Genomic DNA, 23861 nt, shown 5'->3' with positions numbered 1-23861 from the left:
TGGCAGAAGAGAACGCAGCGCACGAACCGGAAGTCTGGCGCGATTCGCCGATCGATTAGGCCCTAGAAATCGATCTGGCTGCGCAGGCCCACAATGGTCGCACCGTAATCGCGATCACCGCCCGTTCCCGCGATCGCCGCGTCGTCGTAGATGAGGCGTCCGCCGTTCAGCGCAAACAGCACGTAATCGGTGGGCTTCCAGATAAGCGATGCGAGATAGCCCTGCTGTCGCCCGCCCACGATGCCGGCGTCATTGAGATCGAGATGATCGTAGCGCAGGCTGAGCGCGACGGCGCCGATGCCGCCGTCCGTAACGGGATTCGCGGGCTTGATTCGATCGAAGGCCCCATCCTTGTACCCGCGCGATTCGCCGGTCAGCAGCCACCCGCCCTCTATATAGCCGCCGAAGAACGTCGGATCGGCAGCACCCGCAACCGACACGTTCATCCAATGCGTTTCGGCGACCGCGTAGAACGGCCCGGAGATTGCCGCCAGTTCGAGACCGTAGTTCGTCTCCGCCGTTACCGGCAGCGAGGGTGTTGCCAGGAAACGCACGTCGGTGGTGTGCACCTGCGGCCGCTGGCGATAGCGCGTACCCGCGCTCATGCTGCCGGTGTCGCGGTAGTGCGCGGAGGCGCCGGCGTGGAACTGCGTTCCGCCCATCTTCGGCGCGAAGACGATGCGACCGTCGAAGCCATAGCTGTTGTTCGCGTCGTCGGAGAGATCGGCGATGTTGTCTGTGAACACGCCGCCCTGCAGCAGCAGCGTCTTGCCGCGATACTGCGCCGAAATCCCGAGGCGCCGTTCGAAGCCGAACGCATCGGTAAAGGCGGCGCGCTCCATGAAGCTCGTATTGAGGTCGCTCGTCAGTTCCTCAAGACTCTGGAAGCCGTTGTGCTGCCCGACCGTGATCGTCGTCCGGCCGCGCGTATAGTCTATGTAGGCTTCCTGGAATTCGGGCGACGACGGCGCGAAATCGATATCCACGCGGTAGCCGAAGCCACCGGACATCGTGCCCTGCACGCCGAGATAGGCGCGCCGAATCTCGTTCGAGAAGCCGAGGCCGTTATCTGCAATGCCCGCCGGGCGCGATACGTTCGCGGCATCGAACTGCATTCGTCCGCGCGGCTTGAAGCTCCAGCCTTTCGCGGAAATCTCGGGCGCGCCTTTCCAACTCACCTTGATCGGATCCGCAGGGGCAGGCGCGGCGGCGGCTTGCTGCTGAGGGGGCTGAGCCGGTGTCGCCGCCTGCGCACGCAGCGCCGCGACTTCCGCCTGCATGGCTTCGATCTGCGCCTGCAGCGCCGCAAGTTTCGCGACCGCCTGTTCGAGCGTAACCGATTCCGTCTGCGCCATGGCCGTTGTCGGCAGGCTGGCAGACAGGCCCATCATAACAAATGCCGGAACCAATGCGGTGTGGCGCGTGGTCATGATCGTCCCCTTCAACGCGACCGCTCGTGCGGTACGCGCGGGGGCGCTAGCATGAAGTTCCCGTGACGGAAACATGAACCTTGCGTTGCAGAGCGAAGTCTCGACCTACGACGCGGAAATCCGCAACACGGAAATCAGGCGTCTACAGTCTCGACGGGCTGAACCTTGCGCGGACGTCCGCGCGGGCGGCGCGGCTTCTCTTCACCGGCTTCGGGCGATGCGTCTGCGACAGCGGGCGCTTCCGCCACGGCCGGGGCAGCCTGCTTGTCCTTCGCCGGGGGACGGCCGCGACGCTTGGGCGCTGCGGCGACTTCGGGCTCCTCGACATCGGGACGGCGCGCGCTGCGCGCCAGCGTGCGGAGGGCGCCTTCGTCTTCGCGCTCATCATCTTTCGGCTGCGGCGCGGAACGCGGCTGCTCGTAGCGCTCCTGAGACTCCTGACGCTCGGGGCGCTCCGAACGCTCCTGGCGCTCCGGCCGCTGGCGATCACGGTCCTGACGATCGCGGTCCTGGCGCTCACCGCGCTCCGGACGATCCTGCCGCTGATGGCGGGGCTCGAAACGCTGGCGCTCGCGGCGCTGTTCCTGGGTGCGGCTGTCGCCCTCGCCCTCTTCGTCCTCGTCGCCCTCGTCCTCGCCGTCATCATCTTCGTCGCGGACGTCGCGCTCGTCATTCTCGCGGCCGCGGCGATCCGGGCGATCATTGTGCTGCTGGTACTGCGACTGACGCTCTTCCTGCCGCGCACGCATCTCGGCGACGACGCGGTGGTAGTGATCGGCGTACTGCAGATAATATTCGGCCTGGACGCGTTCACCCTGCTGGTGCGCCTCGCGGGCGAGATTCGTGTATTTCTCGAGCAGCTGAAGCGCATTGCCCCGCTGGCGCGGCTCCATGTTGCGGTTGCCCATTTCGCGACCGCCACCCTGCTGGGGACGCGGATTGCCGCGCCCACGACGCCGACCGGACTGCTGCTGTCCATTTCTCATGAAATACTCTTTTCCCCGATACTGCCGGCCGAGCCGACTGTCGTTGTTCAGGACGTGCGCAGCCATCCACGCAAAGGTCCGGAAGCGACCGCCAAACGATTCTGCCTATCGTAAGTGCCCGGCGAGGGGATCATCGTCCTCGCCTATGCACAGCCGCTCTAGCGGCATTGTCATCGCATTCCAAGTCAAAAAACAGAAGCGATGCGATGGAAAACGATGGCGCGATCCCGTCCGGCAAGGTCGCGTTCCACCGTCCCGCCGAGGCCCGCTTCGCGCCCCAGCGCCAGAACCGCATCCGCCTGCCGCCATCCGATCTCGAGGATCGCCGCACCGTTCGCTTCCAGCAATGCCGGGAGTGCGGGAACGATGCGCCGATACGCCTCAAGACCATCCTGGCCGGCGAACAGCGCGCCCTGCGGCTCGTATTCGCGCACGCCCGGACCGGTCTCCTCGTCCTCACCGATATAGGGCGGATTGGAGAGGATTAAGGAAAAACGCCCCGCAACCCCTTCGGCCCAGTCGGCCTTCAGCAGGCTGCATCGGCCCGAAAAGCCGAGCCGATCGGCATTCCGCGCGGCAACGGCAAGTGCGGCATCGGAAACGTCCGTCGCGAGCGCGGTCGCCTTCGGCCATTCCGCGAGCGCGGCAAGTGCCAGCGCGCCCGAGCCCGTGCCGAGATCAAGCACGCGAAGCGCTGCATCGGCGGGAAACAGCCGCTGCGCCGCCACGATCAGCGTTTCAGTGTCGCCGCGCGGAACGAGGATCCCCGGCCCCACCTCCAGATCGAGCGACCAGAATTCCTGCCTCCCGAGGATATAGGCAACGGGCTCGCCCGCAGCGCGCCTTATAATAAGAGCCTCCGCAGCGTCCGCAGCAGCCTCCGGATTGCCGAGCAGCAGCACCTCCCGGGCGATCCCGAGCGCGTGGGCGACGATCAGCTCGGCATCCAGGCGCGGCGTCTCCCCGCCGATCCGCGCCGCCGCATCCCTTACGAGATCAAGCGCCTTCATTCAGGTTCGCGAGCCGTGCTGCCTGATCCTCGGCGATGAGCGCGGCGACAAGTTCGCCGAGACCCCCGCCTTCCATGATCTCCGGCAGCCGGTGCAGTGTCAGGTTGATGCGGTGATCGGTGACACGCCCCTGCGGATAATTGTACGTGCGGATGCGCTCAGAACGGTCGCCCGAGCCGACCATCGATTTGCGCGCGCCGGCGCGTTCGTTCGCCAGCTTCTCGCGCTCCAGTTCAAAAAGCCGCGCGCGCAGCACTTTCAGCGCCTTCGCCTTGTTCTTGTGCTGGCTCTTCTCGTCCTGCTGGCTGACGACAAGGCCGGTGGGAAGGTGGGTGATGCGCACGGCACTGTCGGTGGTGTTCACCGACTGGCCGCCGGGGCCGGAGGAGCGGAACACGTCGATGCGCAGGTCCTTTTCCTCGATCTGCACGTCCACATCTTCGGCCTCGGGCAGCACGGCCACCGTCGCGGCGGAGGTGTGGATGCGCCCGGAAGCTTCCGTGGCGGGCACGCGCTGCACGCGGTGCACACCGCTTTCGAACTTCAGCTTGGCGAACACACCCTGCCCGGTGACGTTCGCGATCACCTCCTTGAGCCCGCCCGCGTCGGCCGACGACATTTCCATCGTCTCCACGCGCCAGCCCTGCGTTTCGGCATAGCGCTGGTACATGCGGTATAGATCGCCCGCGAACAGCGCCGCCTCCTCACCGCCCGTGCCCGCGCGGATTTCAAGGATCGCCGAGCGTTCGTCCGCCATGTCCTTGGGCAGCAGCAGCACGGCGAGTGCCTTCTCGGCATCGGGAAGCTGCGCCTTGAGCGAAAGCAGCTCTTCCTCGGCAAGCGCCACCATCTCGCGGTCGGTCTCGCCGCCGTTCACCATCGCCGTGAGGCTCTCCGCCTCGTCGCGCATCGCGCGCACGATTCCCGCCGCCTCGGCCACGGGTTTCAGCTCGGCATATTCCTTGGAAAGCGCCACGAACTTCTCGGCAGGCAGATCACCCGCCGACATCTGTTCGGTCAGTTCAGCATAACGCGCTTCAATCTGCCGGATGCGCGCGGTGGGAACAGTCGTCATTTGTTCCCCGGATATTCTGTCAGCAGTTGCCCGATATACGACGTACCGGGTTCTTTGGGATGGCCAAGAGAAAGCCCCCAAAGAAGAGATAGAGGTATCTGTCCGATAGCGTCCAGCGGCGCCGTTGCCTGCTTCCCTTCGATAAGGTTCCGCACGGTCACCTTGCCCTCAGATAGCTCGTCATCCCCCAGAATAAGCGCATACATAGCCCCCGAGGCGGATGCCTTGGCCATTCGTTTCTTCATGTTGCCCTTAAAGGCCATGTCTGCCGCTACACCACTACGTCTCAAGCGTTCGATCAGTGCCAGAGCTGCTGTCTCGGCTGCTTCGCCGACAGGTACGATCACGGCTTCAACAGTGTCTACTGCCGGCGCCTCAATCAGCATCGCCAGCCGCTCGATCCCCGCCGCCCAGCCGACGCACGGCGTATGCGGCCCGCCGAGCGCTTCCATCAGCCCGTCATAGCGGCCGCCGCCGAGCACGGTGCCCTGCGCGCCCAGATGATCGGTGATGAACTCGAACGTGGTATGGCGATAATAATCGAGCCCGCGCACCAGGGCTTCGTTCCGCTGATAAGCGATGCCCGCCGCATCGAGCCCCTTGCGCACCGCATCGAACCACGCGCCCGCTTCGGCGGACATATAGGCGTCGATCCGGGGCGCATCGGCGACGAGCGCCTTGTCGGCGGCATCCTTGCTGTCGAGGATACGCAGCGGATTCTTCTCCAGCCGCTCGCGGCTTTCGGCGGAAAGCGCGTCGCGGTGGGCCGAGAAGTGCGCGATCAGTGCTGCCTGCCATGCGGCGCGCGTTTCCGGGTCGCCGAGCGTGTTGAGGTTGAGCACCGTCTTGCCCTGAAGCCCGAGTTCATCGAGCAGGTGCTGCGCGAGCGCGATGATCTCCACGTCCGCCGCAGGTTCGCCCGAGCCCAGAATTTCCGCATCGAGCTGGTGGAACTGCCGGAAGCGGCCCTTCTGCGGGCGCTCGTAGCGGAACGCCGGGCCCCATGCCGCGAGCTTCATCGGCGCGTGCTGCTGCCAGCCGTTCGAGATGTAGGCGCGCGCGATGCCCGCCGTGAACTCGGGCCGCAGCGTCAGCGATTCGCCGCCGCGATCCTCAAACGTGTACATTTCCTTCGAAACCACGTCGGTGGTTTCGCCGAGCGAGCGCGCGAAGACGCCTGTGAACTCGAACACCGGCACCTGCACCGGGCGGAAGCCATAGAGTTTTCGCACGCGCGTGAATGTCTCGATCACCTGATCGAAGCGCGCGGCCTCCTCGCCCACCATGTCCTGCGTGCCGCGGACGGCCTGAATCTTGCTGCTCATAAGCGCCGCGCTTTAGACGGGATCGCGCGCCGTGGAAACTGCTCATACGATTTCTGCTGCGCCGCAACATTCAGCGGTTCCCTTCGGAGCGAAGAACCGCTAAACGCCGCGCGCCATGGATATATCGAAGATTCCCGTCGGACCGAACCCGCCCCACGAACTCAATGTCATCATCGAGGTGCCGATTGGCGGCGAACCGGTGAAATACGAGTTCGACAAAGACTCAGGCGCCATCTTCGTGGACCGCATCCTGCACACGCCGATGCGTTACCCGGCCAACTACGGCTTCATCCCACACACGCTGGGCGAAGACGGCGATCCGCTCGACGCACTCGTCATCACGCGCTCGCCGATCATCTCGGGCGCGGTGATCCGCGTGCGCCCGGTCGGCGTGCTGATGATGGAAGACGACAAGGGCGGCGACGAAAAGCTGCTCACCGTGCCGGTCGATTCGACCTTCCCCTACTACGGCAACGTCACCAACCACGGCGACCTGCCGCCGATCGTGCTGCGCCAGATCGAGCACTTCTTCGAGCACTACAAGGATCTCGAACCCGGCAAGTGGGCAAAGCTGAACGGCTGGGGCGATGCGGACAAGGCACGCCAGCTGATTCTGGACGGCATCGAGCGCGCGAAGACCAAGGGCTGATCTTTACCGTCTGAAACAATTCCGTCATTCCTCGGGGAAAGTCATTTCCCGGGGAGACTGTCTTGCGTGCGTTCTGTTCGTTTCTGATTCTTCTGGCCGCACCTGCCGCGGCTGAAAACAGCCTTCCCCAAACGCCTGCCTATGTGCACCCCGAACGCCCGGCCGAGGACGTTCGCTATCCCGGCGTGATGACGCTGGATGTCGATGCCACGGACACGGCGCGGCGCATTCTCGCCGTCCGCCAGCAGATTCCGGTTGCCGCGCCGGGGCCGCTGACGCTGCGCTACCCCGAATGGCTCCCCGGCAAGCACGCCCCACGCGGGCCGATCGCCGCGCTTGCCGGGCTCACGATCAGCGCGGGCGGCAAGCCCGTGCCGTGGAAGCGCGATCCGCGCGACGTCTATGCCTTCACCGTCGATGTGCCGAACGGCGCAAAGGCGCTCGACGTCCGCTTCCAGTATCTTTCCCCCACGGAGGGCAATCAGGGCCGCGTCAGCGTGACGGCGGAAATGCTGAACCTGCAATGGGAGACGGTCGCGCTCTACCCGGCAGGTCACTACACGCGGCAGATCCGCGTGCGCCCCTCGGTCACGCTACCCGAAGGCTGGCAGGGCGTTGCCGCGCTCGACGGCGTCGTGCGCACCGGGAGCACGCTCCGTTACGCGGAGACCGATTTCGAAACGCTCGTCGACAGCCCGATGTTCGCCGGGAGCAATTACAAGGCGTGGGATCTCGGCCACGACGTCCGTCTCAACGTCTTCGCCGATCGCCCCGGCGACCTTGCCGCCACCGACGATCAGATCGCAGCGCACCGGCGCATGGTCGATCAGGCCGTGAAGCTGTTTGGATCGCGGCACTACGACCGCTACGAATTCCTGTTCGCGCTCTCCACCGAGCTTGGCGGCATCGGCCTTGAACATCACCGCAGTTCGGAAAACGCGCTGCCCCGCACCTATTTCACCGACTGGGCGAACACGGCGGCGATGCGTGGGCTGCTCCCCCATGAGTTCACGCATAGCTGGAACGGCAAGTTCCGCCGCGGCGCCGATCTCTGGACACCGGATTATCGCACACCGATGCAGAACAGCCTGCTCTGGGTCTACGAAGGGCAGACGAGCTACTGGGATTCGGTGCTCGCCGCACGCTCCGGGCTGATCCCCAAGGATGTCGTGCTCGGCGAGTTCGCGAATCAGGCGGCCTTCTACGAGATGCAGCCGGGCCGGGCGTGGAAGCCGCTCATCGACACCACCAACGACCCCATCACCAACGCCCGCCGCCCGCAGGCCTTCCGCACGTGGCAGCGTTCGGAAGATTACTACAGCGAAGGCTCGCTCATCTGGATGGAAGCGGACATGCTGATCCGCGAGAAGACCGGCGGACGCAGATCACTGGACGATTTCGCGCGCGGCTTCTTCGGCATCAACGATGGCGATTGGGGGACGGTCACCTACACGTTCGAGGATGTCGTCGCCGCGCTCAATGCCGTGGCGCCTTATGACTGGGCGAGCTTCCTGAAAACCCGCGTCGACGAGATCGCGAAACCGCCGCTCGGCGGAATCGAGAAGGGCGGCTATCGGCTTGTCTACAAGGAAACGCCGAACCCCTATCAGGTTTCGAGCGATGCGCGCAGCCGCACGACCGATCTCAGCCATTCGGTCGGCATCACGGTCAGTGCTACGGGGGCGATCTCCAACGTCGTGTGGGACGGGCCGATGTTCCGCGAAGGGGTGACGACTGCGACGCGAATCATGGCGGTGAACGGGCGGGAGTTCAACGAAGCCGACTTCAAGACGACGATCACCGCTGCAAAGACCGGCAAGACCCCGATCGAGCTGCTGCTGAAGGAAGGCCCGCGTTACCGCACGATTCGCCTCGGCTACACGGGCGGGCTTCGCTATCCGCACCTTGAGCGCGTCGGCGCTGGGCCCGCGCTGCTCGACCGCGTGCTCGAAGCCTTACCCTGAGGCGGCGAGCGCCCTCAGCGCCTCTCCATCGACGCGGTTGACGGTCCATTCGTCCATCGGCCGCGCGCCGAGCGAGCGGTAGAAATCGATCGCGGGCGTGTTCCAGTTTAGCACCGCCCATTCGAGGCGCGCGCAATCGCGCTCGATCGCGAGCGCCGCGAGACGCTCAAGCAGCCTCTTGCCGACGCCCTTGCCGCGCGCTTCTGGACTGACGAACAGGTCTTCGAGGTAGATCCCCGGCCTGCCTTCGAAGGTCGAGAAGTTGTGGAAGAACAGCGCGAAGCCCAAGGGCGCACCTTCATCCTCTGCGATCAGCACCTCTGCATAGGGACGCGGCCCGAATAGCTGCGCGGCGAGAGCCTCGGCGTCGCCTTTGACCTCGTGGCGCAACTTTTCATACTCGGCGAGATCGCAGATGAAACGGAAGATAAGCGGGGCATCCTCGCGCACGGCTTCACGGATCAAGATAGTCACGCGCGATCCTCGTCGATTCTGATGATTGTCCCGACTTCCAGTTCGTCGATCCGGAGTTTGCGGATGCGCGCCTTGCCGACGCGGAGCCGACCGATCGCCAGCGCGCCGACAGCCACAGCCCCAAGCGCGAAGGCCCCGAGCGTCAGCGCCGCGACGGCGCCGTAGCCCAGCGTCGTCGCGCCGGTTGCAGATGCGCCCGTCGCCACCGCTTTGCGCGCGACCGGCGGTTCGACGCTGATGTCGGCCCGGGTCTTCATGCCGCCTTGCCGTGCAGCGTATCCATGCTCACCGCGCTCCCCGCCTCGATCTCGGCGGCCTTGGCTTCAACAAGCGCCACGACGTGCGCGATCATGTCGGCGTCCGCGATCGTGTGGTCGGTGATGCCCGACAGATAGACCATGTGCTTGCCGTTACCGCCGCCGGTGATGCCGATGTCCGTCTCACGCGCCTCGCCGGGACCGTTGACGACGCAGCCCAGAACAGAAAGCGACATCGGCGTCTTGATGTGCTGGAGCGCATCTTCGAGCGCCTGCACGGTGCGAATGACATCGAACCCCTGCCGCGCACAGCTGGGACAGGACACGACGCGGACACCGCGCGTGCGCAGGCCGAGCGTCTTCAGGATTTCATAGCCGACGCGCACCTCTTCCTCGGGCTCGGCCGAAAGCGACACCCGAATCGTGTCGCCGACACCGAACCAGAGCAGCGAACCGATGCCGATCGCGGACTTCACCGTACCGCCAATGAGCCCACCCGCCTCGGTGATGCCGAGGTGCAGCGGGCAGTCCACCGCCTCTGCGAGCTGCTGGTAAGCGGCGACCGCGAGGAACGCGTCGGAGGCCTTCACCGCCACCTTGTACTCGCGGAAGTCATGCTCCTCGAGCAGGCGGATATGATCGAGCGCGCTTTCGACAAGCGCCTCGGGACACGGCTCGCCATACTTTTCGAGCAAATCCTTCTCGAGGCTGCCCGCGTTGACGCCGATGCGGATCGCGCAGCCGTTCGCCTTCGCCGCGCGCACCACTTCGGCAACGCGCTCCGACGAGCCGATGTTGCCCGGATTGATACGCAGACACGCCGCGCCCGCGTCCGCCGCTTCGAGCGCGCGCTTGTAGTGGAAGTGAATGTCGGCAACGAGCGGCACGCGCGCGGCTTTCGCGATCTGTTTGAATGCGGCGGTCGATTCGACATCGGGGCACGACACGCGGATGATGTCCGCCCCCGCTTCCTCGCAGCGGCGAATCTGGTCGATCGTCGCCTTCGCATCGGAGGTGAGCGTGTTGGTCATGGTCTGCACGGTGATCGGCGCATCGCCGCCGACGGGCACGCTGCCAACCATGATCTGCCGCGATTTGCGCCGCGCGATATCGCGCCAGGGACGAAGGGACATGCTGGGAAATCTCACCTTTCGCGGGCGGATATACGCGAGCTTCGCGGCGAACCCAAGACCTGCCGGTATCGGGGGCTGGCGCGGTAGCGCGGATCGGCTAGCCTCCACCCATGGGGGAGCTGCAATCGTCAGGCCCGCCCGCAGGGCGCCACTACGGTATGGACTGGCTGCGCGTCGGCGCCTTCGCTCTGCTCATCCTCTATCATGTCGGCATGTATTTCGTGCCGTGGGACTGGCACGTTAAGGCGGCGCAGCCCGAGCCGCACATCGCGATCCTGATGCTGGCAACGAACAGCTGGCGGCTCGCACTGCTCTTCGTCGTCTCAGGCTATGCGAGCGCGGCCGTTTTCGCGCGCCAGCCCAGCCCTGCCGGCTTCGCGCGCTCACGCTCGTCGCGGCTGCTGATCCCGCTCGTATTCGCCATAATCATCTTGATCCCGCCGCAGCCGTGGATCGAACTGATGTTCAAGCACGGCTATACGGAAAGCTTCGGCCATTTCTGGCTGCACGACTATTTTCGTTTCGGCGCGCTCGACGGCATCATCCTGCCGACGTGGCAGCATCTTTGGTTCGTCGTCTATCTCTGGGTCTACAGCATGGTGCTCGCGCTCCTCATGCTGCTCCCCGCCAGCCTTCGCGCGCGGATTGCGCGACTTTGCGAAGCCGTTCTCGCCGGGCCCGCCATCCTCGCTCTCCCGATCACGCTGATGGCACTGCGCGCGCTCATTCTGTTCCCCGGCGTCGGCGAAACCCACGCGCTTGTCGACGATGGCGCCGCGCACGCGCTTTATTTTCCATGTTTCCTGTTCGGGGTGCTGCTACGCGGATCATCCCCGCTCTGGGTCTCGGTCCGTCGCTGGTGGCGTGTAGCCGCCGTGCTGGCGGTGGCGGCCTACGCCGTCGTCGCTGCGATCGAGTATCGCTATCCCGGCGAGACCCTGCTCGATGAAACGCTGACCGCACTCTTCCGCGGCGCTCGCGCCGTTCAGGGCTGGTCGACGATCATCGCGATGATCGGCATCGCGGACCGCTGGCTGAACCGGGACGCACCCATCCGCACGACGCTGACCGAAGCCGTGTTTCCGCTCTACATCGCGCACCAGACCATCATTGTCGTCGTCGGCTGGTGGCTGCTTCCGCTCGCACTCCCAAATCTCGCCGCCTTCGCGGTTCTTGTCGTGGCAACCGCAGCGGGGAGCTGGGCTTTTTACATCGCGGGTCGCAGCATATCGCCACTCCGCCCACTTATTGGCCTCGCTGCAAAGGAAAAGGGCCGCCCCGAAGGACGGCCCTCTCCAACTGCGCAATGAATGCGGGTCTTAGCTGGCGGCAGCGCCGACCAGCACCGTGACGGCGCGGCGGTTCTGCGCCCAGGCGCTCTCGTCCGAACCTTCAACAGCCGGACGCTCCTTGCCGTAGCTGATCACGCTGATGCGATCGGCGGCGACGCCCTGGCCGGCGAGGAAGTTCTTCACCGAGTTGGCGCGGCGCTCGCCGAGCGCGAGGTTGTATTCACGCGTGCCGCGCTCGTCGGCATGGCCTTCGATCGTGACCTTCACGTTCGAATACTGGGCGAGCCAGCCGGCTTGCTTCGTCAGCGTCGCCTGCGACGCGCTGTCGAGCTGATACGAATCGAACTCGAAGAACACGCGGTCGCTGCCCGCCTGCTGAATGAAGTCTTCGACGCTGCCCGGCACGACCGTGCTGGTCACGGGCGCAGGCGGCGGAGCCGGCGGCGTTTCGACCGGAGCGGCCGGGGGCGGAGGCGGAGGCAGCTCTTCTTTCTTCTTCGAGCAAGCCGCAGTGGCAACCAGCGCCGCGACCATCGCGGCTTTCAAAGCAGTGTTCATCATCACTCGTCTCCCTGTCTCAAACGAAAGCAATCAGGATGCGCGCCAAGGACTTTGCCACGCGAACACTCAAGAATCATTACGCTTTCCTATCCGAAGTCGGAGGGCAACCCTTAATGTCTGCTGAATGCGAAACATTTTCAGGGGAGCAGCGGTGACCACGCAGGGTCCGATCCATCAAGCGGCGTTGGGATTCGGCGCTCGTTGACCCCGGTGAGGTCCACCGACCAGAGGTCGGCGCGCCCGCCGCGCTGGCTGCGGAAGAACATGACGACGCGACCGTTCGGCGACCAGGTCGGACCTTCATCGCCCCAGCTGTCGGTAAGCAGCCGCTCGCCCGAACCGTCGGTACGCATCACGCCGATGCGGAATCCGCCGCCGCCCATGCGCGTGAAGGCGATGAGATCGCCGCGCGGCGACCACACCGGCGTCGCATAGCGCCCGCCGCCGAAGCTGATCCGGCGCTGGTCGGAACCGTCTGCGTTCATCACGTAGAGCTGCTGGGTGCCGCCGCGATCCGATTCGAACACGATCTTGCTGCCGTCAGGCGAATAGCTCGGCCCGGTATCGATGCCGGGCGCGGTCGTCAGCCGCTGCGGCGTGCCGCCGTTCACGCTCATGCGATAGATATCGGTGTTGCCGCCTTGCGCCATCGAGAAGACGAGGCTCTGCCCATCGGGCGAGAAGCGCGGCGCGAAGCTCATGTTCGGCAGATTGCCGACCAGCGTCTGGCGACCGGTGCCGATGTTGTAGATGTAAACGCGCGGCCGGTTCTGCGCGAACGACATGTAGGCGATCGTCTGCTGGCTCGGCGAGAAGCGCGGCGTCAGCACGAGGTTCTGGCCGTTCGTGAGGAAGCGGTGGTTGGCGCCGTCCTGGTCCATGATCGCGAGCCGCTTGATGCGCTTGGTCTGACTGCCGGTTTCCGAAACATAGACGATACGGCTGTCGAAATATCCGCTTTCGCCGGTCAGACGCGAATAGACCGCATCGGCGCATTTGTGCGCGGCGCGGCGCCAGAAGGCGGGTTGGGTCGAGAAGCCCTCTCGCGCCAGAATTTGTTCCGAGAAGACATCGTAGAGGTAGCAACCCACTGTGATCGACCCGTTGCCGTTCACCTGCACGAAGCCGGTGACAAGCGCCTGCGCCGCCACCGTGCGCCAGTTCGGGAAGCGCGGTGCCAGCACGTCGGCGTAAGCGACGGTGGTGGTGAAGGCCGACGGGTTGATCGGTTTGAACAGCCCGGAGCTTGCAAGGTCGTTGGAGACGACCTCCGCGACCTGCCGTCCGAGCGTCGCCGTGTCGCCAGCAACCGTGGTCGCGAGCGCGGGTGTTGTGAACGCCGGCACCGCGATGGGCATCGGTTTCGAAATGCCCGCGTTGATATCGACGCGAAGCTGGGCGGCGGCCGGCGTCGCGGCGATCGCGATCAAAAGGGCCGACAGTGCGGAGATGAGGCGTTTCACAGGCATATCCTTACAGCGTCTCGCTTGGGTCGAAATTGAGTTCGAAATCCTTCCACCCGTCATAAAGTTCCGGGGGAAGTCCTTCCAGTGAACATGCGGGGTTCATCACGGCGCGGATCGCGGCGTCGCGCGCCACGCGGCCATAAGCGGCGTTGCCGGGGCCGACGCCGCTCTGGGAAAGCACCTCCGGCCGGCCGATGATGGTGCCGTCGCGCTGCACGCGCACGCGCAGCAGCGTCTTGATATTGCGCGCGTCCGGTCCGCCCGCGCCCGGATCCCAGCAGCGGTAGATACGGTCGCGGATCGCCTGTGCCAGCGTTGCCATCGTCCGCGCGTCGAGCTTGGCGCCTTCGGGAATCGCCTGTTCGATCGATTTCGCGAAGTCGGTCGGCTTGGTCTTCCGCGGCGCGTCCTTAAGCGATTTGTCGATAAGGTTGGAAAGATCGCGTTTGGGCTTCGGCTTTTCGACCGGCTTGGGATCGGGCTTCTTCGGCTCGGCCTTTGGCTTCGGCGCTTCCTTGGGCGCGACCTCGACCGGCGGCGGGGTCGGTTCCGGCGTCGGCTCGGGCTCAACGACTTCGGGCTGGGCTTCCTCAACTGTTTCGCGCGGTGCCGCCTCGATCGAGGGCTTGGGCTTTTCCTGCACCGTCGGCACGTCGGAAATGTCGACGAACTCGACCGGGATCGGCTCCACGATCGGCGCGATGTCCTTCGACATCAAGCTCCAGCTCAGCGACAGCCCGGCGAACAGCGCAAGATGCGCCACGCCGGCAATCAGGATCGCACGGTTCTCGGTCACCGGTCCTCGGCGCCGGCCTCGCTCACGAGCGCGACCTTTTTGAAACCCGCGGCGTTCACCTCGCCCATCACGCGCATTACGTTTCCAAAGTCGAGACGGCGGTCAGCGCGCACATAGACGCGCGGCCCTTCCGCTTCGCCGGCGCGCGCTTCGCTGATTGCCGCAAGCTTCGCGGCAAGCTCCTCGGCGGGCACGAGCTGCTCGTCGACATAGACCTCACCCTCGGCGTTCAGCGACACCTGGATCGGGGTGTTGTCCTGCTTCAGCGCGCCCGCCTTGCTGTCGGGAAGGTCGATCGGAACGCCGGAGACGAGCAGCGGCGCCGTGACCATGAAGATGATGAGCAGCACGAGCATGACGTCGACAAGCGGCGTCACGTTGATCTCGCTCATCGGCGGCGCCTTGCCGCCCCTGCGTCCGCCCGGTGCGATGCCCATCGCCATGCGTCAGGCCTTCGGTGCCATGGTTTCGAGCTCACGCGACAGCTCGCCCTGGAACTCCTCGGCGAAGTTGTGCAGGCGCCCTTCGACGCGGCCGATGCCGTAGAGCAGCCGGTTGTAGCCGATCACCGCTGGAATCGCGGCAAAGAGGCCCATCGCGGTCGCGAACAGTGCCTCGGCAATGCCGGGCGCCACGACGGCGAGCGTCGTGTTCTGCGTCGCCGCGATCGAGGTGAAGCTGCGCATGATGCCCCACACCGTGCCGAACAGGCCGACGAACGGCGAGACAGAGCCGATGGTGGCAAGAATGTTGAGCCGGTCCGAAAGCGTGTCGATCTCGCGCGCAATGGCAACGCCCATCACACCGCCAAGGCGCGTTCTCAAACCGACGCGGTCGTATGTGCCGCCCGCGGTCGAACGCCGCCACTCGCTCATCGCGGCGGCGAACACCTTGGTTGCCGGATGCTCGGCCTTGCCCGGCGCCTCGCGGATGTCCTCGAAGCTGTTCGCCTTCCAGAAGCGGTTTTCGAATGTCTCGGTCTGCTTGCCGATCACCTTCAGCCGCCGTGCACGCTCGATGATGATCGCCCACGACCAGATCGACGCGAAGAGAAGCCCGATCATCACCGCCTTGACGACGATATCCGCCTGCATGAACAGCGCCCACGGCGACATATCCGCGGCCCCCGCCAGTGCGACGTTTGCAACCTCAGTTTCCATCCGGCTCCCCGTTTCCCGCCTTTACGGCCAATTCCTCGAATATCCTGCGCCATTCCGGCGGCTGGCGCTTCGGCCTGCCGTCTCGCCCGACGAGTGCAGCTGTAACAAGCGCATCCGTGACGAGTTCCCCTGAACGTACGATGACTTGCGCGATCCGGCACGACGCCGCGCCGATGCTTTTTACGCGGCTTTCGACATGAAGGACGTCGTCGAGCCGCGCGGGGCGTACGTAGCGGATATGAAGGTCCGTTACCGCATAGGCGCCCTCGTCCGCTTCGAAGAAAGCGCGCTGGTCGATGCCCGCGACGCGCAGCATGTCGGACCGGGCGCGTTCCATGAAGCGCAGGTAGTTCGCGTGATAAACGACACCCGAAAGGTCGGTGTCCTCGAAATAGACGCGCACGGGAAAGCGGTGAACACCGTCCACAAAGGCGCCTGAGGCCGGGCCGCTTGTTGTTTCACCCGTCATTCCGTCCGGTGTCTAACCGGGCGGGACTCGGCGGGGAAGCCCGAAAATTCGTCGATTCGCGGGCGCAGCTCAGTCTTCGAAGGGCAGCACGTCGCCGGCACCCGGCGGCGGGGCGAGGCCAAGGTGCGTCCAGGCCCGTCCGTTCAGCATCCGCCCGCGCGCCGTCCGCGCGACGAGGCCGAGCTGGATCAGATAGGGTTCGATGACCTCTTCAAGCGTATCGCGCGGTTCCGAAAGCCCCGCCGCCAACGTCTCGATACCCACCGGGCCACCCTTGTAGATGTCCGCGATCATGCCGAGGTAGCGGCGGTCCATCGCATCAAGGCCGAGCGCGTCAACCTCCAGCCGCAGCAGCGCCGTGTCCGCCACCGTGCGATCCACGATGTCCGCACCCGCGACATGCGCGAAGTCGCGCACGCGCCGCAACAACCGCCCGGCGATACGCGGCGTACCGCGCGCGCGGCCCGCGATCTCCCGCGCGCCTTCGGGGGAGAGCGCCATGCCGAGCAGCCCGGCGGCGCGCGTCACCACATGTTCGAGTTCGTCGACCGTGTAGAAATTGAGCCGAACCGGAATGCCGAAGCGGTCTCTGAGCGGCGTCGTGATCAGCCCCGAGCGCGTCGTCGCACCGACAAGCGTGAACGGCGGCAGGTCGATCCGCACGGACCGTGCCGACGGCCCCTCGCCGATCATGATGTCGAGCGCGCGGTCTTCCATCGCCGGGTAGAGGATTTCCTCCACCGCCGGATTCATCCGATGAATCTCGTCGATGAAAAGCACGTCGTTAGGTTCAAGATTGGTGAGCAGCGCCGCGAGGTCTCCCGCCTTCGCGATCACCGGGCCAGAGGTGGAGCGGAAACCGACGCCAAGCTCGCGCGCGATGATCTGGGCGAGCGTCGTCTTGCCGAGACCCGGCGGCCCGAAGAACAACACATGGTCCATCGCCTCGCCGCGCTGCTTCGCGGCGGAAATGAACACGCGCAGGTTTTCCCGCGCCGCCGCCTGCCCGACGAACTCCTCCAGCCGCTTGGGGCGAAGGGCGGCATCCACGTCCTCGCCGGTGCGCTGAGAGCTTACGATGCGTTCCTGATCCGTCACGCCGTCTCCATGCGATAGCCGGCCACGCCTGTCGAGCCTTCGGCGGGCAGCCGCATCAGAACGGGTTCAGCGTATATCCCTGCTGTTGAAGCAGGGCATGGGCCGTCATCGCTGAAAGCGAAAGCTTCACGCCGGGCAGCAGGTCCGCCTTGGTCACCCCCATGCGTGCTGCGCTTTGTCCGCAAAGGTAGATCGCGACACCGCGCTCAAGAAGTGCAGCGACAACGGCAGCCGACCCGTTCGGCTTGCCGTCGTTGTGCGCCCCGTAAACCGTATCATTCGTCACATCCCAGCCGGCGGTGCCGTGCACGATGATCGCGAGGTGGATGTTTTCCAGCGGAACGCCCGCGGCGACATGCATGTTGATGAAGCGGCCCGCGCTGTCGAACGTGCGATTGATCTCCCCCGCATCCGCGCCCTTGGCGACGTCGAACGCCACCTTGAAAATCGTCCCCTTCGGAATCGGGAGATCGGATTCCACGGGCGCGCTCTTGCCGAAATCCGAAAAGACCGGGCCGGTCCGAAACGGCTCTGCCTGGGCTGTGGCAGCGGCCATCATCATGAGTGCAACCGGGATCAGCCCGCGCATTGTCGTTCCTTTCATCACCGGGCGGCTTTCTTGAGCGCCAGCCGCACTACCGTACCGACATCCGCGCCCTCGCCCGCTTCTTCGATCGCGGCCGTGACCACGCGGTTCGCTTCAGCAGGCTTGTAGCCGAGGTTGGCGAGCGCGGAGAGCGCATCCGCCGCGAGGCCGCCTTTCGGCGCGGCAGCGGCGAAGCCGCCCACGGGGATTGTCGCCCCGGCGATACCGCCCGCCTTGTCCTTCAGTTCGTTGACGATGCGCTCGGCGAGCTTAGGTCCAACGCCGCTCGCGCGGCCCACCATCGTCTTGTCCCGGTTGGCGATCGCGGCGTGCAGTTCGTCCGGCGTCAGCACCGAAAGGATCGCCAGCGCGACTTTCGCGCCGACACCCTGCACCGTCTGCAGCAGGCGGAACCAGTCACGCTCGCGCTCGCTCACGAAACCGAACAGCTGGATTGCATCCTCGCGGACATGCGTCTCGATATGCACGGAAACCGCCGTGCCCACCCCGCCGAGCGACGCAAGGGTCTTGGTCGACGCCGCGACGAGATACCCCACCCCGTTCACATCAATAACCGCAGCGTCTGCGTTGACTGTGTCGAGCAGCCCTTTCAGCTTGGCGATCATCGGTATCCCCCCAGCGCCCGCGCGCTCGCCTGATGATGCGCGTGGCAGATGGCAACGGCAAGCGCATCCGCCGCGTCGGTGCTTTTGATCTTCATGCCCGGCATCAGCCGCTCGACCATCGCGCGCACCTGATCCTTCTCCGCCGCGCCCGTGCCGACCAGCGCCTTCTTCACGAGCCGCGTCGCATATTCCGCAACCTCCAGCCCCGACCCCGCGAGTGCCGCGAGCACGGCACCGCGCGCCTGACCAAGCTTCAGCGTCGATTGCGGGTTCTTGTTGACGAACACCTCTTCGGCGGCGGCCGTTTCCGCCCCACTTTCGGCAACGACGCCCGCAAGCCCAGTGTAAAGCGCCGAAAGCCGCGCAGCCATCGGCATATCCGCCGGGATGCGCAGCGTTCCGTGTGCGATGTGCGAGATGCGGTTGCCCTCGGCCCGGATCACGCCCCAGCCGGTGGCGTTCAGCCCCGGATCAACGCCGAGAATGATCAGCCGAGCTTCTCCATCACCTCGTCGGAAACTTCGTAATTGCCCGACACGGTCTGGACGTCGTCGTCATCGTCGAGCGCATCGATCAGCTTGAGGAGTGAACCCGCATCGCCTTCGGCGACCGACACCATCGTCTGCGGGCGCCACGCAAGCTTCGCGGCCTCGGGCTCGCCGAGCACGGCTTCGAGTGCTTTCGCAACCTCGTGCAGCGTGTCCTGCGCGGTCCAGACCTCGTGGCCGTCCTCGCTGGACTGCACGTCCTCCGCACCCGCTTCGAGCGCAGCCTCGAACACCTTTTCAGCGTCGCCCGCCTTGGCCGCATATTCGATCAGGCCCATGCGATCGAAGCCGTGGCTCACCGAGCCCGACGCGCCGAGGTTGCCGCCGTTCTTCGAAAAGATGGTGCGAACGTTCGTGGCAGTGCGATTGCGGTTGTCGGTCAGCGCCTCGACGATCAGCGACACGCCACCAGGGCCGAAGCCTTCGTAGCGGATCTCTTCATAGTTCTCGACATCGCCGCCGCTCGCCTTGTCAATCGCGCGCTGGATATTGTCCTTGGGCATCGACTGGGCCTTCGCGGCGATCACCGCCGCGCGCAGGCGCGGGTTCATGTCGGGATCGGGCGTGCCCATTTTGGCCGCGACGGTGATTTCGCGGGAAAGCTTGGAAAACATCGCCGAGCGCTTTTTGTCCTGCGCGCCCTTGCGGTGCATGATGTTCTTGAATTTGGAATGGCCTGCCATGTGACTCGTTCGTGCCGGTTTTGAAAATGTGGCCGGTCTTTACGCGAGCGAGGCCGCTACTGGCAATGTTCAGGAAACAGTGACCGCTGTCCCCGAAGCCGAGACCATCAGCATCGAGCCGCCTTGTCCCAGCACCTCGTAGTCAAGATCAATGCCGACGACGGCATTCGCGCCAAGCCGCTGTGCCTCTGCCGCCAGTTCATCGAGCGCCTGCTGCCGTGCTTCGCGCAGCACGGTTTCATAGGAGCCCGCGCGTCCGCCGACGATGTCGCGAATGCCCGCGAAGAGATCGCGGAAGATATTCGCGCCGAGAATCGCCTCGCCGGTGACGACGCCGTGATACTTCGTCGCCGGACGGCCCTCGATGGTGGGGGTGGTTGAAAGGATCATGCCATGTCTCCCAGTGCGCGGCGCAGCATCACGCGGGCAAGATGCGCGCGGTATTCGGCGCCGGCGTGGATATCGGAATTGAGATCGTCGGGCGCAAGCTCCGGAAGCGCGGCACCCGCGTCAATCGCAGCTTCCGCTTCCGTCCAGCGGAACACGCCTGGCCCCGCGCCGGTCACGGCAACGCGCGCGCCATCTACGAACCGAGCGGCGAAAACGCCGATAAGCGCATAGCGCGAGGCCGGATGCGCGAACTTCGCGTAGGCCGCCGCCTGCGGCACGCGGAAGCCGATGCGCGTGACGATCTCAACCTCTTCGAGAGCGGTCGCGAACATGCCCAGGAAAAAATCATCCGCGGCGTGAGATCCGCGGTTTGTTTCGATCACGGCATCCAGCCCCAGCACCGCTGCCGGATAGTCAGCTGCCGGATCGTTGTTCGCAACGCTGCCGCCGAGCGTGCCGCGCTCCCGCACCTGCGGATCGCCGATGCCGCCCGCGAGGCGCGCCAACGCCGCGATCGGGGCGCTCTTCGCAACTTCGGCGTGGCGCGTCATCGCGCCGATCCAAACACGCTCGCCCTCGCGCGATACGCCCGAAAGGCCCGGAACGCGCGCGAGATCGACGAGCGCATCGGGCGCGCGCAGCCGCGATTTCATTGCCGGGATCAACGTATGGCCGCCCGCGAGGTAGGCGATATCGCCGCCCGTTGCGGCAAGCGCTGCCGCTTCATCAAGTGTCGCTGGACGATGATAGCCGGTCACAGCGCCGCAGCCCCGGCGCGGATCGCCTTCACGATATTCGTGTAGCCCGTGCAGCGGCAGAGATTCCCTTCAAGGTCGTGGCGGATGGTTTCCTCGTTCACGTCCGGCCCGTGCCGCCCGGCGATCGCGATTCCCGCGATCACCATGCCCGGCGTGCAGAAGCCGCACTGCAACCCGTGCGCCTCGCGGAACGCCGCCTGCATCGGGTGCAGCGCGCCATCCGCGCCCAGCCCTTCGATCGTCGTCACGCTGGCACCGTCCGCCTGCCCGGCGATCACCGTGCAGCTCTTCACCGCCTTGCCATCCATGAGCACGTTGCACGCGCCGCACTGGCTCGTGTCGCAACCGATATGCGTACCCGTGAGGCGCAGGTGATCGCGCAGGATTTCGACGAGCAGCATCGTCGGTTCCACGTCGAGTTCGCGGAGGGATCCGTTAACGGTCAGGCTGATTTGCATGGACGGGATATTAGAGGGGCGGATGCGATGCGCCAAGCCGCCCAAAACGAGAAAAGCGGCGATACCGGGGCCGTGGCATCGCCGCTCAACTCAGGGTTTTCGCCTGGAGGCTGTCGGGGTCTGTGACCGCCGCCAGGTTGGGTCGCCGCCTTTGCCGGGGCCGTGGCGCCGGCGGCTGTCCAGAGAACAGCAATCGCCGTGCCAGAATTTCAAATTACTGAATTTATTGGATTTTGCCAAATTCCGGCATCAATCTTTCGTCCCAAAACGGGACAGGCTCTGCATCATGTGTCCTCATATGGGACATGCGATGCACACGCCAAGATCAGTCCTCGAGGCCGAGCGCCGACTTGTAGGTATCAAGCAGCGCTTCCATTTCCTGGCGCGCGTTCTTGTCCATCTTGCGCAGGCGCACGATGGTTTTCATCGTCTTGGGATCGAAGCCCTGACTCTTGGCTTCGAGGTAGACGTCCTTGATGTCGTCGGCGATGCCTTTCTTCTCTTCTTCAAGACGCTCGATGCGCTCGATGAAAAGACGGAGTTGTTCGACGGATACGTTGTCGGTCATGCCTGCCTCGAATCATGGATGAAGAAATCGGTCGGGGTTCGTAAGTCGCCGTGTCCAACTCCGCAAGGCGGGTCAGTGTGCGTTCTTCGACACGCTTTCATCCATGCGCCGCATCTGCTCCGCGCTGGCCTCGGTCTGGTACCTCGTTTTCCAATCCGCCGGTTCCATGCCGTAGACGAGCGCGCGCGCTTCGTCCTTGCCGAGCGTAACGCCCCGCGCTTCGCCGGCTTCGCGCAGCCAGTCGCCGAGGCAGTTGCGGCAGAAGCCGCCGACGCCCATCAGATCGATGTTCTGCACGTCGGTGCGGTGCTGGAGATGCTCAACCAGCCGCCGGAATGCCGCCGCTTCCATTTCGGTCCGCACGCTGTCTTCGATTGCCATCTTGATCTCCCGTCTTTGCACCTGAAAGCGTAACGCTCTAGGGATAAGCCCGCGCAAGCACTACAAAGGGGCCACATGAAGATAGAGCCGCGCCGCCGCAAGGTCCGCATCCTCGCAACGCTTGGACCTGCGTCGAGCACTTACGAACAGATTCGGGCACTTTATCTCGCTGGAGCGGACGCTTTCCGACTCAACATGAGCCACGGCGGGCACGAAGGCCACACCGAGGTCGTCAATCACATCCGCGCACTCGAACGCGAAACATCGCGACCGATGACGATCCTTGCCGATCTGCAGGGACCGAAGATTCGCATCGGCCGCTTCGACGAGCCCGTGGAGCTGAAGAACGGCCAGCGCTTCACGCTCGACCGGCACAACACGCCAGGCAACACGACGCGTGCCTTCCTGCCGCATCCCGAGATCTTCGGCGTCACCGAGCCCGGCCAGCGCCTGCTCATCGACGACGGAAAGGTGGCGCTGCGTGTCCTCGCGGTGACGTCCGACGTGATCGAGACAGAGGTGACCGTGGGTGGGCGCCTTTCGTCCAACAAGGGCCTCAACGTGCCCGATGCCGTCGTGCCGCTCGCGGCACTCACCGAAAAGGACCGGCGCGACCTCGATTTCGCGCTCGACGCGGGCGTGGACTGGGTCGCGCTCAGCTTCGTCCAGCGCCCCGAGGACGTCGCGGAAGCCCGGCGGCTGATCGGCGGGCGGGCGCAGCTTCTCGCCAAGATCGAGAAACCTCAGGCGCTTGACCGGCTTAACGAGATTCTGGAAATCGCTGACGCGGTTATGGTCGCACGCGGGGATCTCGGCGTCGAAATGCCGCCCGAGGCGGTGCCGATGGCACAGAAACGCATCGTGCAGGCCGCACGCAAGGCGGGGCGACCCGTCGTGGTCGCCACGCAGATGCTCGAATCGATGATCACCTCGCCGACGCCAACACGCGCCGAGGTGAGCGACGTCGCCAACGCCGTCTACGACGGTGCCGATGCCGTGATGCTTTCCGCCGAGTCGGCAGCAGGCGCATGGCCCGTCGAGGCCGTGCGGATGATGGACGCGATCGCGGGTGCCGTCGAAACCGATCCCGAACATGCACGGCGCGTGCATTTCACCGAAACGCTCCTCGAACCGACGACCGCCGACGCGCTTTCCAGCGCTGCGGGACAGATCGCCGGAACTATCTCCGCGCGCGCGGTGTGCTGCTTCACCACATCGGGCTCGACAGCGCGGCGTGCCAGCCGCGAACGCATCAACGTGCCGCTCCTCGTGCTGACGCCGAAGCTCGCGACCGCGCGCCAGCTCGGCCTGCTGTGGGGCGTCCATGCGGTGCACACGCGGGATGTCGGCGACTTCGAGGAGATGGTGAACAAAGCGAAGCGCATGGCGCTGCGCGCAGGGGTCGCAGGTAGCGGCGACCGCATCATCATCATGGCCGGCGTTCCCTTCGGCACGCCCGGTTCCACGAACGTGCTGCACATCGCACGGCTTACCGGCGATGAGCTGAAGGGCCGGAAATAGTTCTTACAATACGGGTTTCTGACAAACGAAGATGGACCCCGCGAATCGTTTCGTTTCCGTTCGCTCTGTTTTGACGCTCATATGACGGCCGCCGCGTAACCGTGCAGCATCAAGTACGCTCCACGGATGGAACATCATGCGAAAACTTCATGGCGACCTGCTTTTGCTTGGCGCAGGATCAGCAGGACTTGCATTGT

The 23861-nt window shown here is 65.1% G+C and carries 29 protein-coding genes (1 of these 29 running past the window's edge); 5 read left to right on the top strand and 24 right to left on the bottom strand.

The genetic code is table 11. The features are described 5' to 3' along the window. Positions 1-59, top strand: partial view of a hypothetical protein gene (locus DFR51_RS00430; RefSeq protein WP_126494543.1) — the final stretch only. 223 nt of this gene lie to the left of the window's left edge; 59 of the gene's 282 nt are visible here — the last part of the coding sequence; the start codon falls outside the window, past its left edge; the stop codon is at positions 57-59. Between the two features lie 3 nt (positions 60-62). Here DFR51_RS00430 and DFR51_RS00425 read toward each other — a convergent pair whose 3' ends face one another. The 5 genes from DFR51_RS00425 to hisS form a co-directional block, all read right to left on the bottom strand. Continuing rightward, positions 63-1430: an OprO/OprP family phosphate-selective porin gene (locus tag DFR51_RS00425; RefSeq protein WP_243445560.1), complete on the bottom strand. Its 1368-nt coding sequence runs from the start codon at positions 1428-1430 to the stop codon at positions 63-65. Positions 1431-1564: 134 nt separating this feature from the next. Then, positions 1565-2416, bottom strand: coding sequence for a DUF4167 domain-containing protein (locus DFR51_RS00420; protein ID WP_121049517.1), 852 nt, complete (start codon positions 2414-2416; stop codon positions 1565-1567). A 185-nt stretch (positions 2417-2601) separates the two neighbouring features. Further along, positions 2602-3426 carry a peptide chain release factor N(5)-glutamine methyltransferase gene (gene prmC / locus DFR51_RS00415; protein WP_121047096.1) on the bottom strand — a complete coding sequence of 275 codons (825 nt, stop codon included), beginning with the start codon at positions 3424-3426 and terminating at the stop codon, positions 2602-2604. Continuing rightward, positions 3413-4501: a peptide chain release factor 1 gene (gene prfA / locus DFR51_RS00410; RefSeq protein WP_121047095.1), complete on the bottom strand. Its 1089-nt coding sequence runs from the start codon at positions 4499-4501 to the stop codon at positions 3413-3415. Before prfA ends, prmC begins: the two co-directional genes overlap by 14 nt. Further along, the gene (hisS, locus tag DFR51_RS00405; protein WP_121047094.1) at positions 4498-5826 is read right to left on the bottom strand and encodes a histidine--tRNA ligase; all 1329 of its coding nucleotides are present in this window, start codon (positions 5824-5826) and stop codon (positions 4498-4500) included. The genes prfA and hisS overlap by 4 nt, the downstream gene beginning before the upstream one ends. A gap of 115 nt (positions 5827-5941) precedes the next feature. Between hisS and ppa the strand changes: the two genes are divergently transcribed. After that, complete coding sequence (gene ppa, locus DFR51_RS00400; protein ID WP_121047093.1) at positions 5942-6475, top strand: inorganic diphosphatase; 534 nt, start codon at positions 5942-5944, stop codon at positions 6473-6475. A gap of 62 nt (positions 6476-6537) precedes the next feature. Further along, entirely contained in the window at positions 6538-8439 is a 1902-nt protein-coding gene (locus DFR51_RS00395; protein ID WP_197723693.1) for a M61 family metallopeptidase, read from the top strand. On the opposite strand, the gene DFR51_RS00390 is transcribed toward DFR51_RS00395, so the two are convergent. The 3 genes from DFR51_RS00390 to ispG are packed head-to-tail and all read right to left on the bottom strand — an operon-like array spanning position 8431 to position 10303. Continuing rightward, positions 8431-8913: a GNAT family N-acetyltransferase gene (locus tag DFR51_RS00390; protein WP_121047092.1), complete on the bottom strand. Its 483-nt coding sequence runs from the start codon at positions 8911-8913 to the stop codon at positions 8431-8433. The two genes, DFR51_RS00395 and DFR51_RS00390, sit on opposite strands and share 9 nt — an antisense overlap. Then, positions 8910-9170 (bottom strand): hypothetical protein, encoded by a 261-nt coding sequence (locus DFR51_RS00385; RefSeq protein WP_121047091.1) that lies wholly within the window; start codon positions 9168-9170, stop codon positions 8910-8912. The genes DFR51_RS00390 and DFR51_RS00385 overlap by 4 nt, the downstream gene beginning before the upstream one ends. Then, positions 9167-10303, bottom strand: a complete 1137-nt coding sequence (gene ispG / locus DFR51_RS00380) for a flavodoxin-dependent (E)-4-hydroxy-3-methylbut-2-enyl-diphosphate synthase (protein ID WP_121047090.1) — start codon at positions 10301-10303, stop codon at positions 9167-9169. Before ispG ends, DFR51_RS00385 begins: the two co-directional genes overlap by 4 nt. Positions 10304-10413: 110 nt before the next feature. On the opposite strand from ispG, the gene DFR51_RS00375 reads away from it, so the two are divergent. Beyond that, positions 10414-11613 carry an acyltransferase family protein gene (locus tag DFR51_RS00375; protein WP_121047089.1) on the top strand — a complete coding sequence of 400 codons (1200 nt, stop codon included), beginning with the start codon at positions 10414-10416 and terminating at the stop codon, positions 11611-11613. Between the two features lie 9 nt (positions 11614-11622). Here DFR51_RS00375 and pal read toward each other — a convergent pair whose 3' ends face one another. The 16 genes from pal to DFR51_RS00295 form a co-directional block, all read right to left on the bottom strand. After that, a complete protein-coding gene (gene pal / locus DFR51_RS00370; protein ID WP_121047088.1) occupies positions 11623-12156 on the bottom strand; it encodes a peptidoglycan-associated lipoprotein Pal in 534 nt (177 codons plus the stop codon). Between the two features lie 137 nt (positions 12157-12293). Further along, positions 12294-13625 carry a Tol-Pal system beta propeller repeat protein TolB gene (tolB, locus tag DFR51_RS00365; protein WP_121047087.1) on the bottom strand — a complete coding sequence of 444 codons (1332 nt, stop codon included), beginning with the start codon at positions 13623-13625 and terminating at the stop codon, positions 12294-12296. 4 nt (positions 13626-13629) lie between these two features. After that, the gene (locus DFR51_RS00360; RefSeq protein WP_121047086.1) at positions 13630-14418 is read right to left on the bottom strand and encodes a cell envelope integrity protein TolA; all 789 of its coding nucleotides are present in this window, start codon (positions 14416-14418) and stop codon (positions 13630-13632) included. After that, entirely contained in the window at positions 14415-14861 is a 447-nt protein-coding gene (gene tolR / locus DFR51_RS00355) for a protein TolR (protein WP_121047085.1), read from the bottom strand. The genes DFR51_RS00360 and tolR overlap by 4 nt, the downstream gene beginning before the upstream one ends. Before the next feature lie 3 nt (positions 14862-14864). Then, complete coding sequence (gene tolQ, locus DFR51_RS00350) at positions 14865-15578, bottom strand: protein TolQ (protein WP_121047084.1); 714 nt, start codon at positions 15576-15578, stop codon at positions 14865-14867. Continuing rightward, positions 15568-16047, bottom strand: coding sequence for a YbgC/FadM family acyl-CoA thioesterase (locus DFR51_RS00345; RefSeq protein ID WP_121047083.1), 480 nt, complete (start codon positions 16045-16047; stop codon positions 15568-15570). Before DFR51_RS00345 ends, tolQ begins: the two co-directional genes overlap by 11 nt. Positions 16048-16116: 69 nt before the next feature. Continuing rightward, a complete protein-coding gene (ruvB, locus tag DFR51_RS00340) occupies positions 16117-17145 on the bottom strand; it encodes a Holliday junction branch migration DNA helicase RuvB (RefSeq protein WP_121047082.1) in 1029 nt (342 codons plus the stop codon). 55 nt (positions 17146-17200) lie between these two features. Further along, positions 17201-17734, bottom strand: a complete 534-nt coding sequence (locus DFR51_RS00335; protein ID WP_121047081.1) for a DsrE family protein — start codon at positions 17732-17734, stop codon at positions 17201-17203. Positions 17735-17748: 14 nt separating this feature from the next. Next, a complete protein-coding gene (gene ruvA / locus DFR51_RS00330; RefSeq protein WP_121047080.1) occupies positions 17749-18357 on the bottom strand; it encodes a Holliday junction branch migration protein RuvA in 609 nt (202 codons plus the stop codon). After that, entirely contained in the window at positions 18354-18848 is a 495-nt protein-coding gene (gene ruvC / locus DFR51_RS00325; RefSeq protein ID WP_121047079.1) for a crossover junction endodeoxyribonuclease RuvC, read from the bottom strand. The genes ruvA and ruvC overlap by 4 nt, the downstream gene beginning before the upstream one ends. Further along, positions 18845-19588, bottom strand: coding sequence for a YebC/PmpR family DNA-binding transcriptional regulator (locus DFR51_RS00320; protein WP_121047078.1), 744 nt, complete (start codon positions 19586-19588; stop codon positions 18845-18847). Before DFR51_RS00320 ends, ruvC begins: the two co-directional genes overlap by 4 nt. A 69-nt stretch (positions 19589-19657) precedes the next feature. Next, entirely contained in the window at positions 19658-19978 is a 321-nt protein-coding gene (locus tag DFR51_RS00315; protein ID WP_121047077.1) for a heavy metal-binding domain-containing protein, read from the bottom strand. After that, the gene (locus tag DFR51_RS00310) at positions 19975-20736 is read right to left on the bottom strand and encodes an FAD binding domain-containing protein (RefSeq protein WP_121047076.1); all 762 of its coding nucleotides are present in this window, start codon (positions 20734-20736) and stop codon (positions 19975-19977) included. The genes DFR51_RS00315 and DFR51_RS00310 overlap by 4 nt, the downstream gene beginning before the upstream one ends. Continuing rightward, positions 20733-21194 carry a (2Fe-2S)-binding protein gene (locus DFR51_RS00305; RefSeq protein WP_121047075.1) on the bottom strand — a complete coding sequence of 154 codons (462 nt, stop codon included), beginning with the start codon at positions 21192-21194 and terminating at the stop codon, positions 20733-20735. The genes DFR51_RS00310 and DFR51_RS00305 overlap by 4 nt, the downstream gene beginning before the upstream one ends. Positions 21195-21519: 325 nt before the next feature. Further along, on the bottom strand, positions 21520-21762 hold the full coding sequence (locus tag DFR51_RS00300; RefSeq protein ID WP_121047074.1) for a DUF2312 domain-containing protein: 243 nt from the start codon (positions 21760-21762) through the stop codon (positions 21520-21522). A 72-nt stretch (positions 21763-21834) separates the two neighbouring features. Then, complete coding sequence (locus tag DFR51_RS00295) at positions 21835-22143, bottom strand: DUF1244 domain-containing protein (RefSeq protein WP_121047073.1); 309 nt, start codon at positions 22141-22143, stop codon at positions 21835-21837. Between the two features lie 75 nt (positions 22144-22218). On the opposite strand from DFR51_RS00295, the gene pyk reads away from it, so the two are divergent. Then, entirely contained in the window at positions 22219-23664 is a 1446-nt protein-coding gene (pyk, locus tag DFR51_RS00290) for a pyruvate kinase (RefSeq protein ID WP_121047072.1), read from the top strand. Positions 23665-23861: the final 197 nt, after the last annotated feature.

Origin of the sequence: Sphingosinicella microcystinivorans, assembly GCF_003634215.1 — a bacterium.
Classification (GTDB): domain Bacteria; phylum Pseudomonadota; class Alphaproteobacteria; order Sphingomonadales; family Sphingomonadaceae; genus Sphingosinicella; species Sphingosinicella microcystinivorans.
This window is presented reverse-complemented; position numbering and strand designations above follow the sequence as displayed.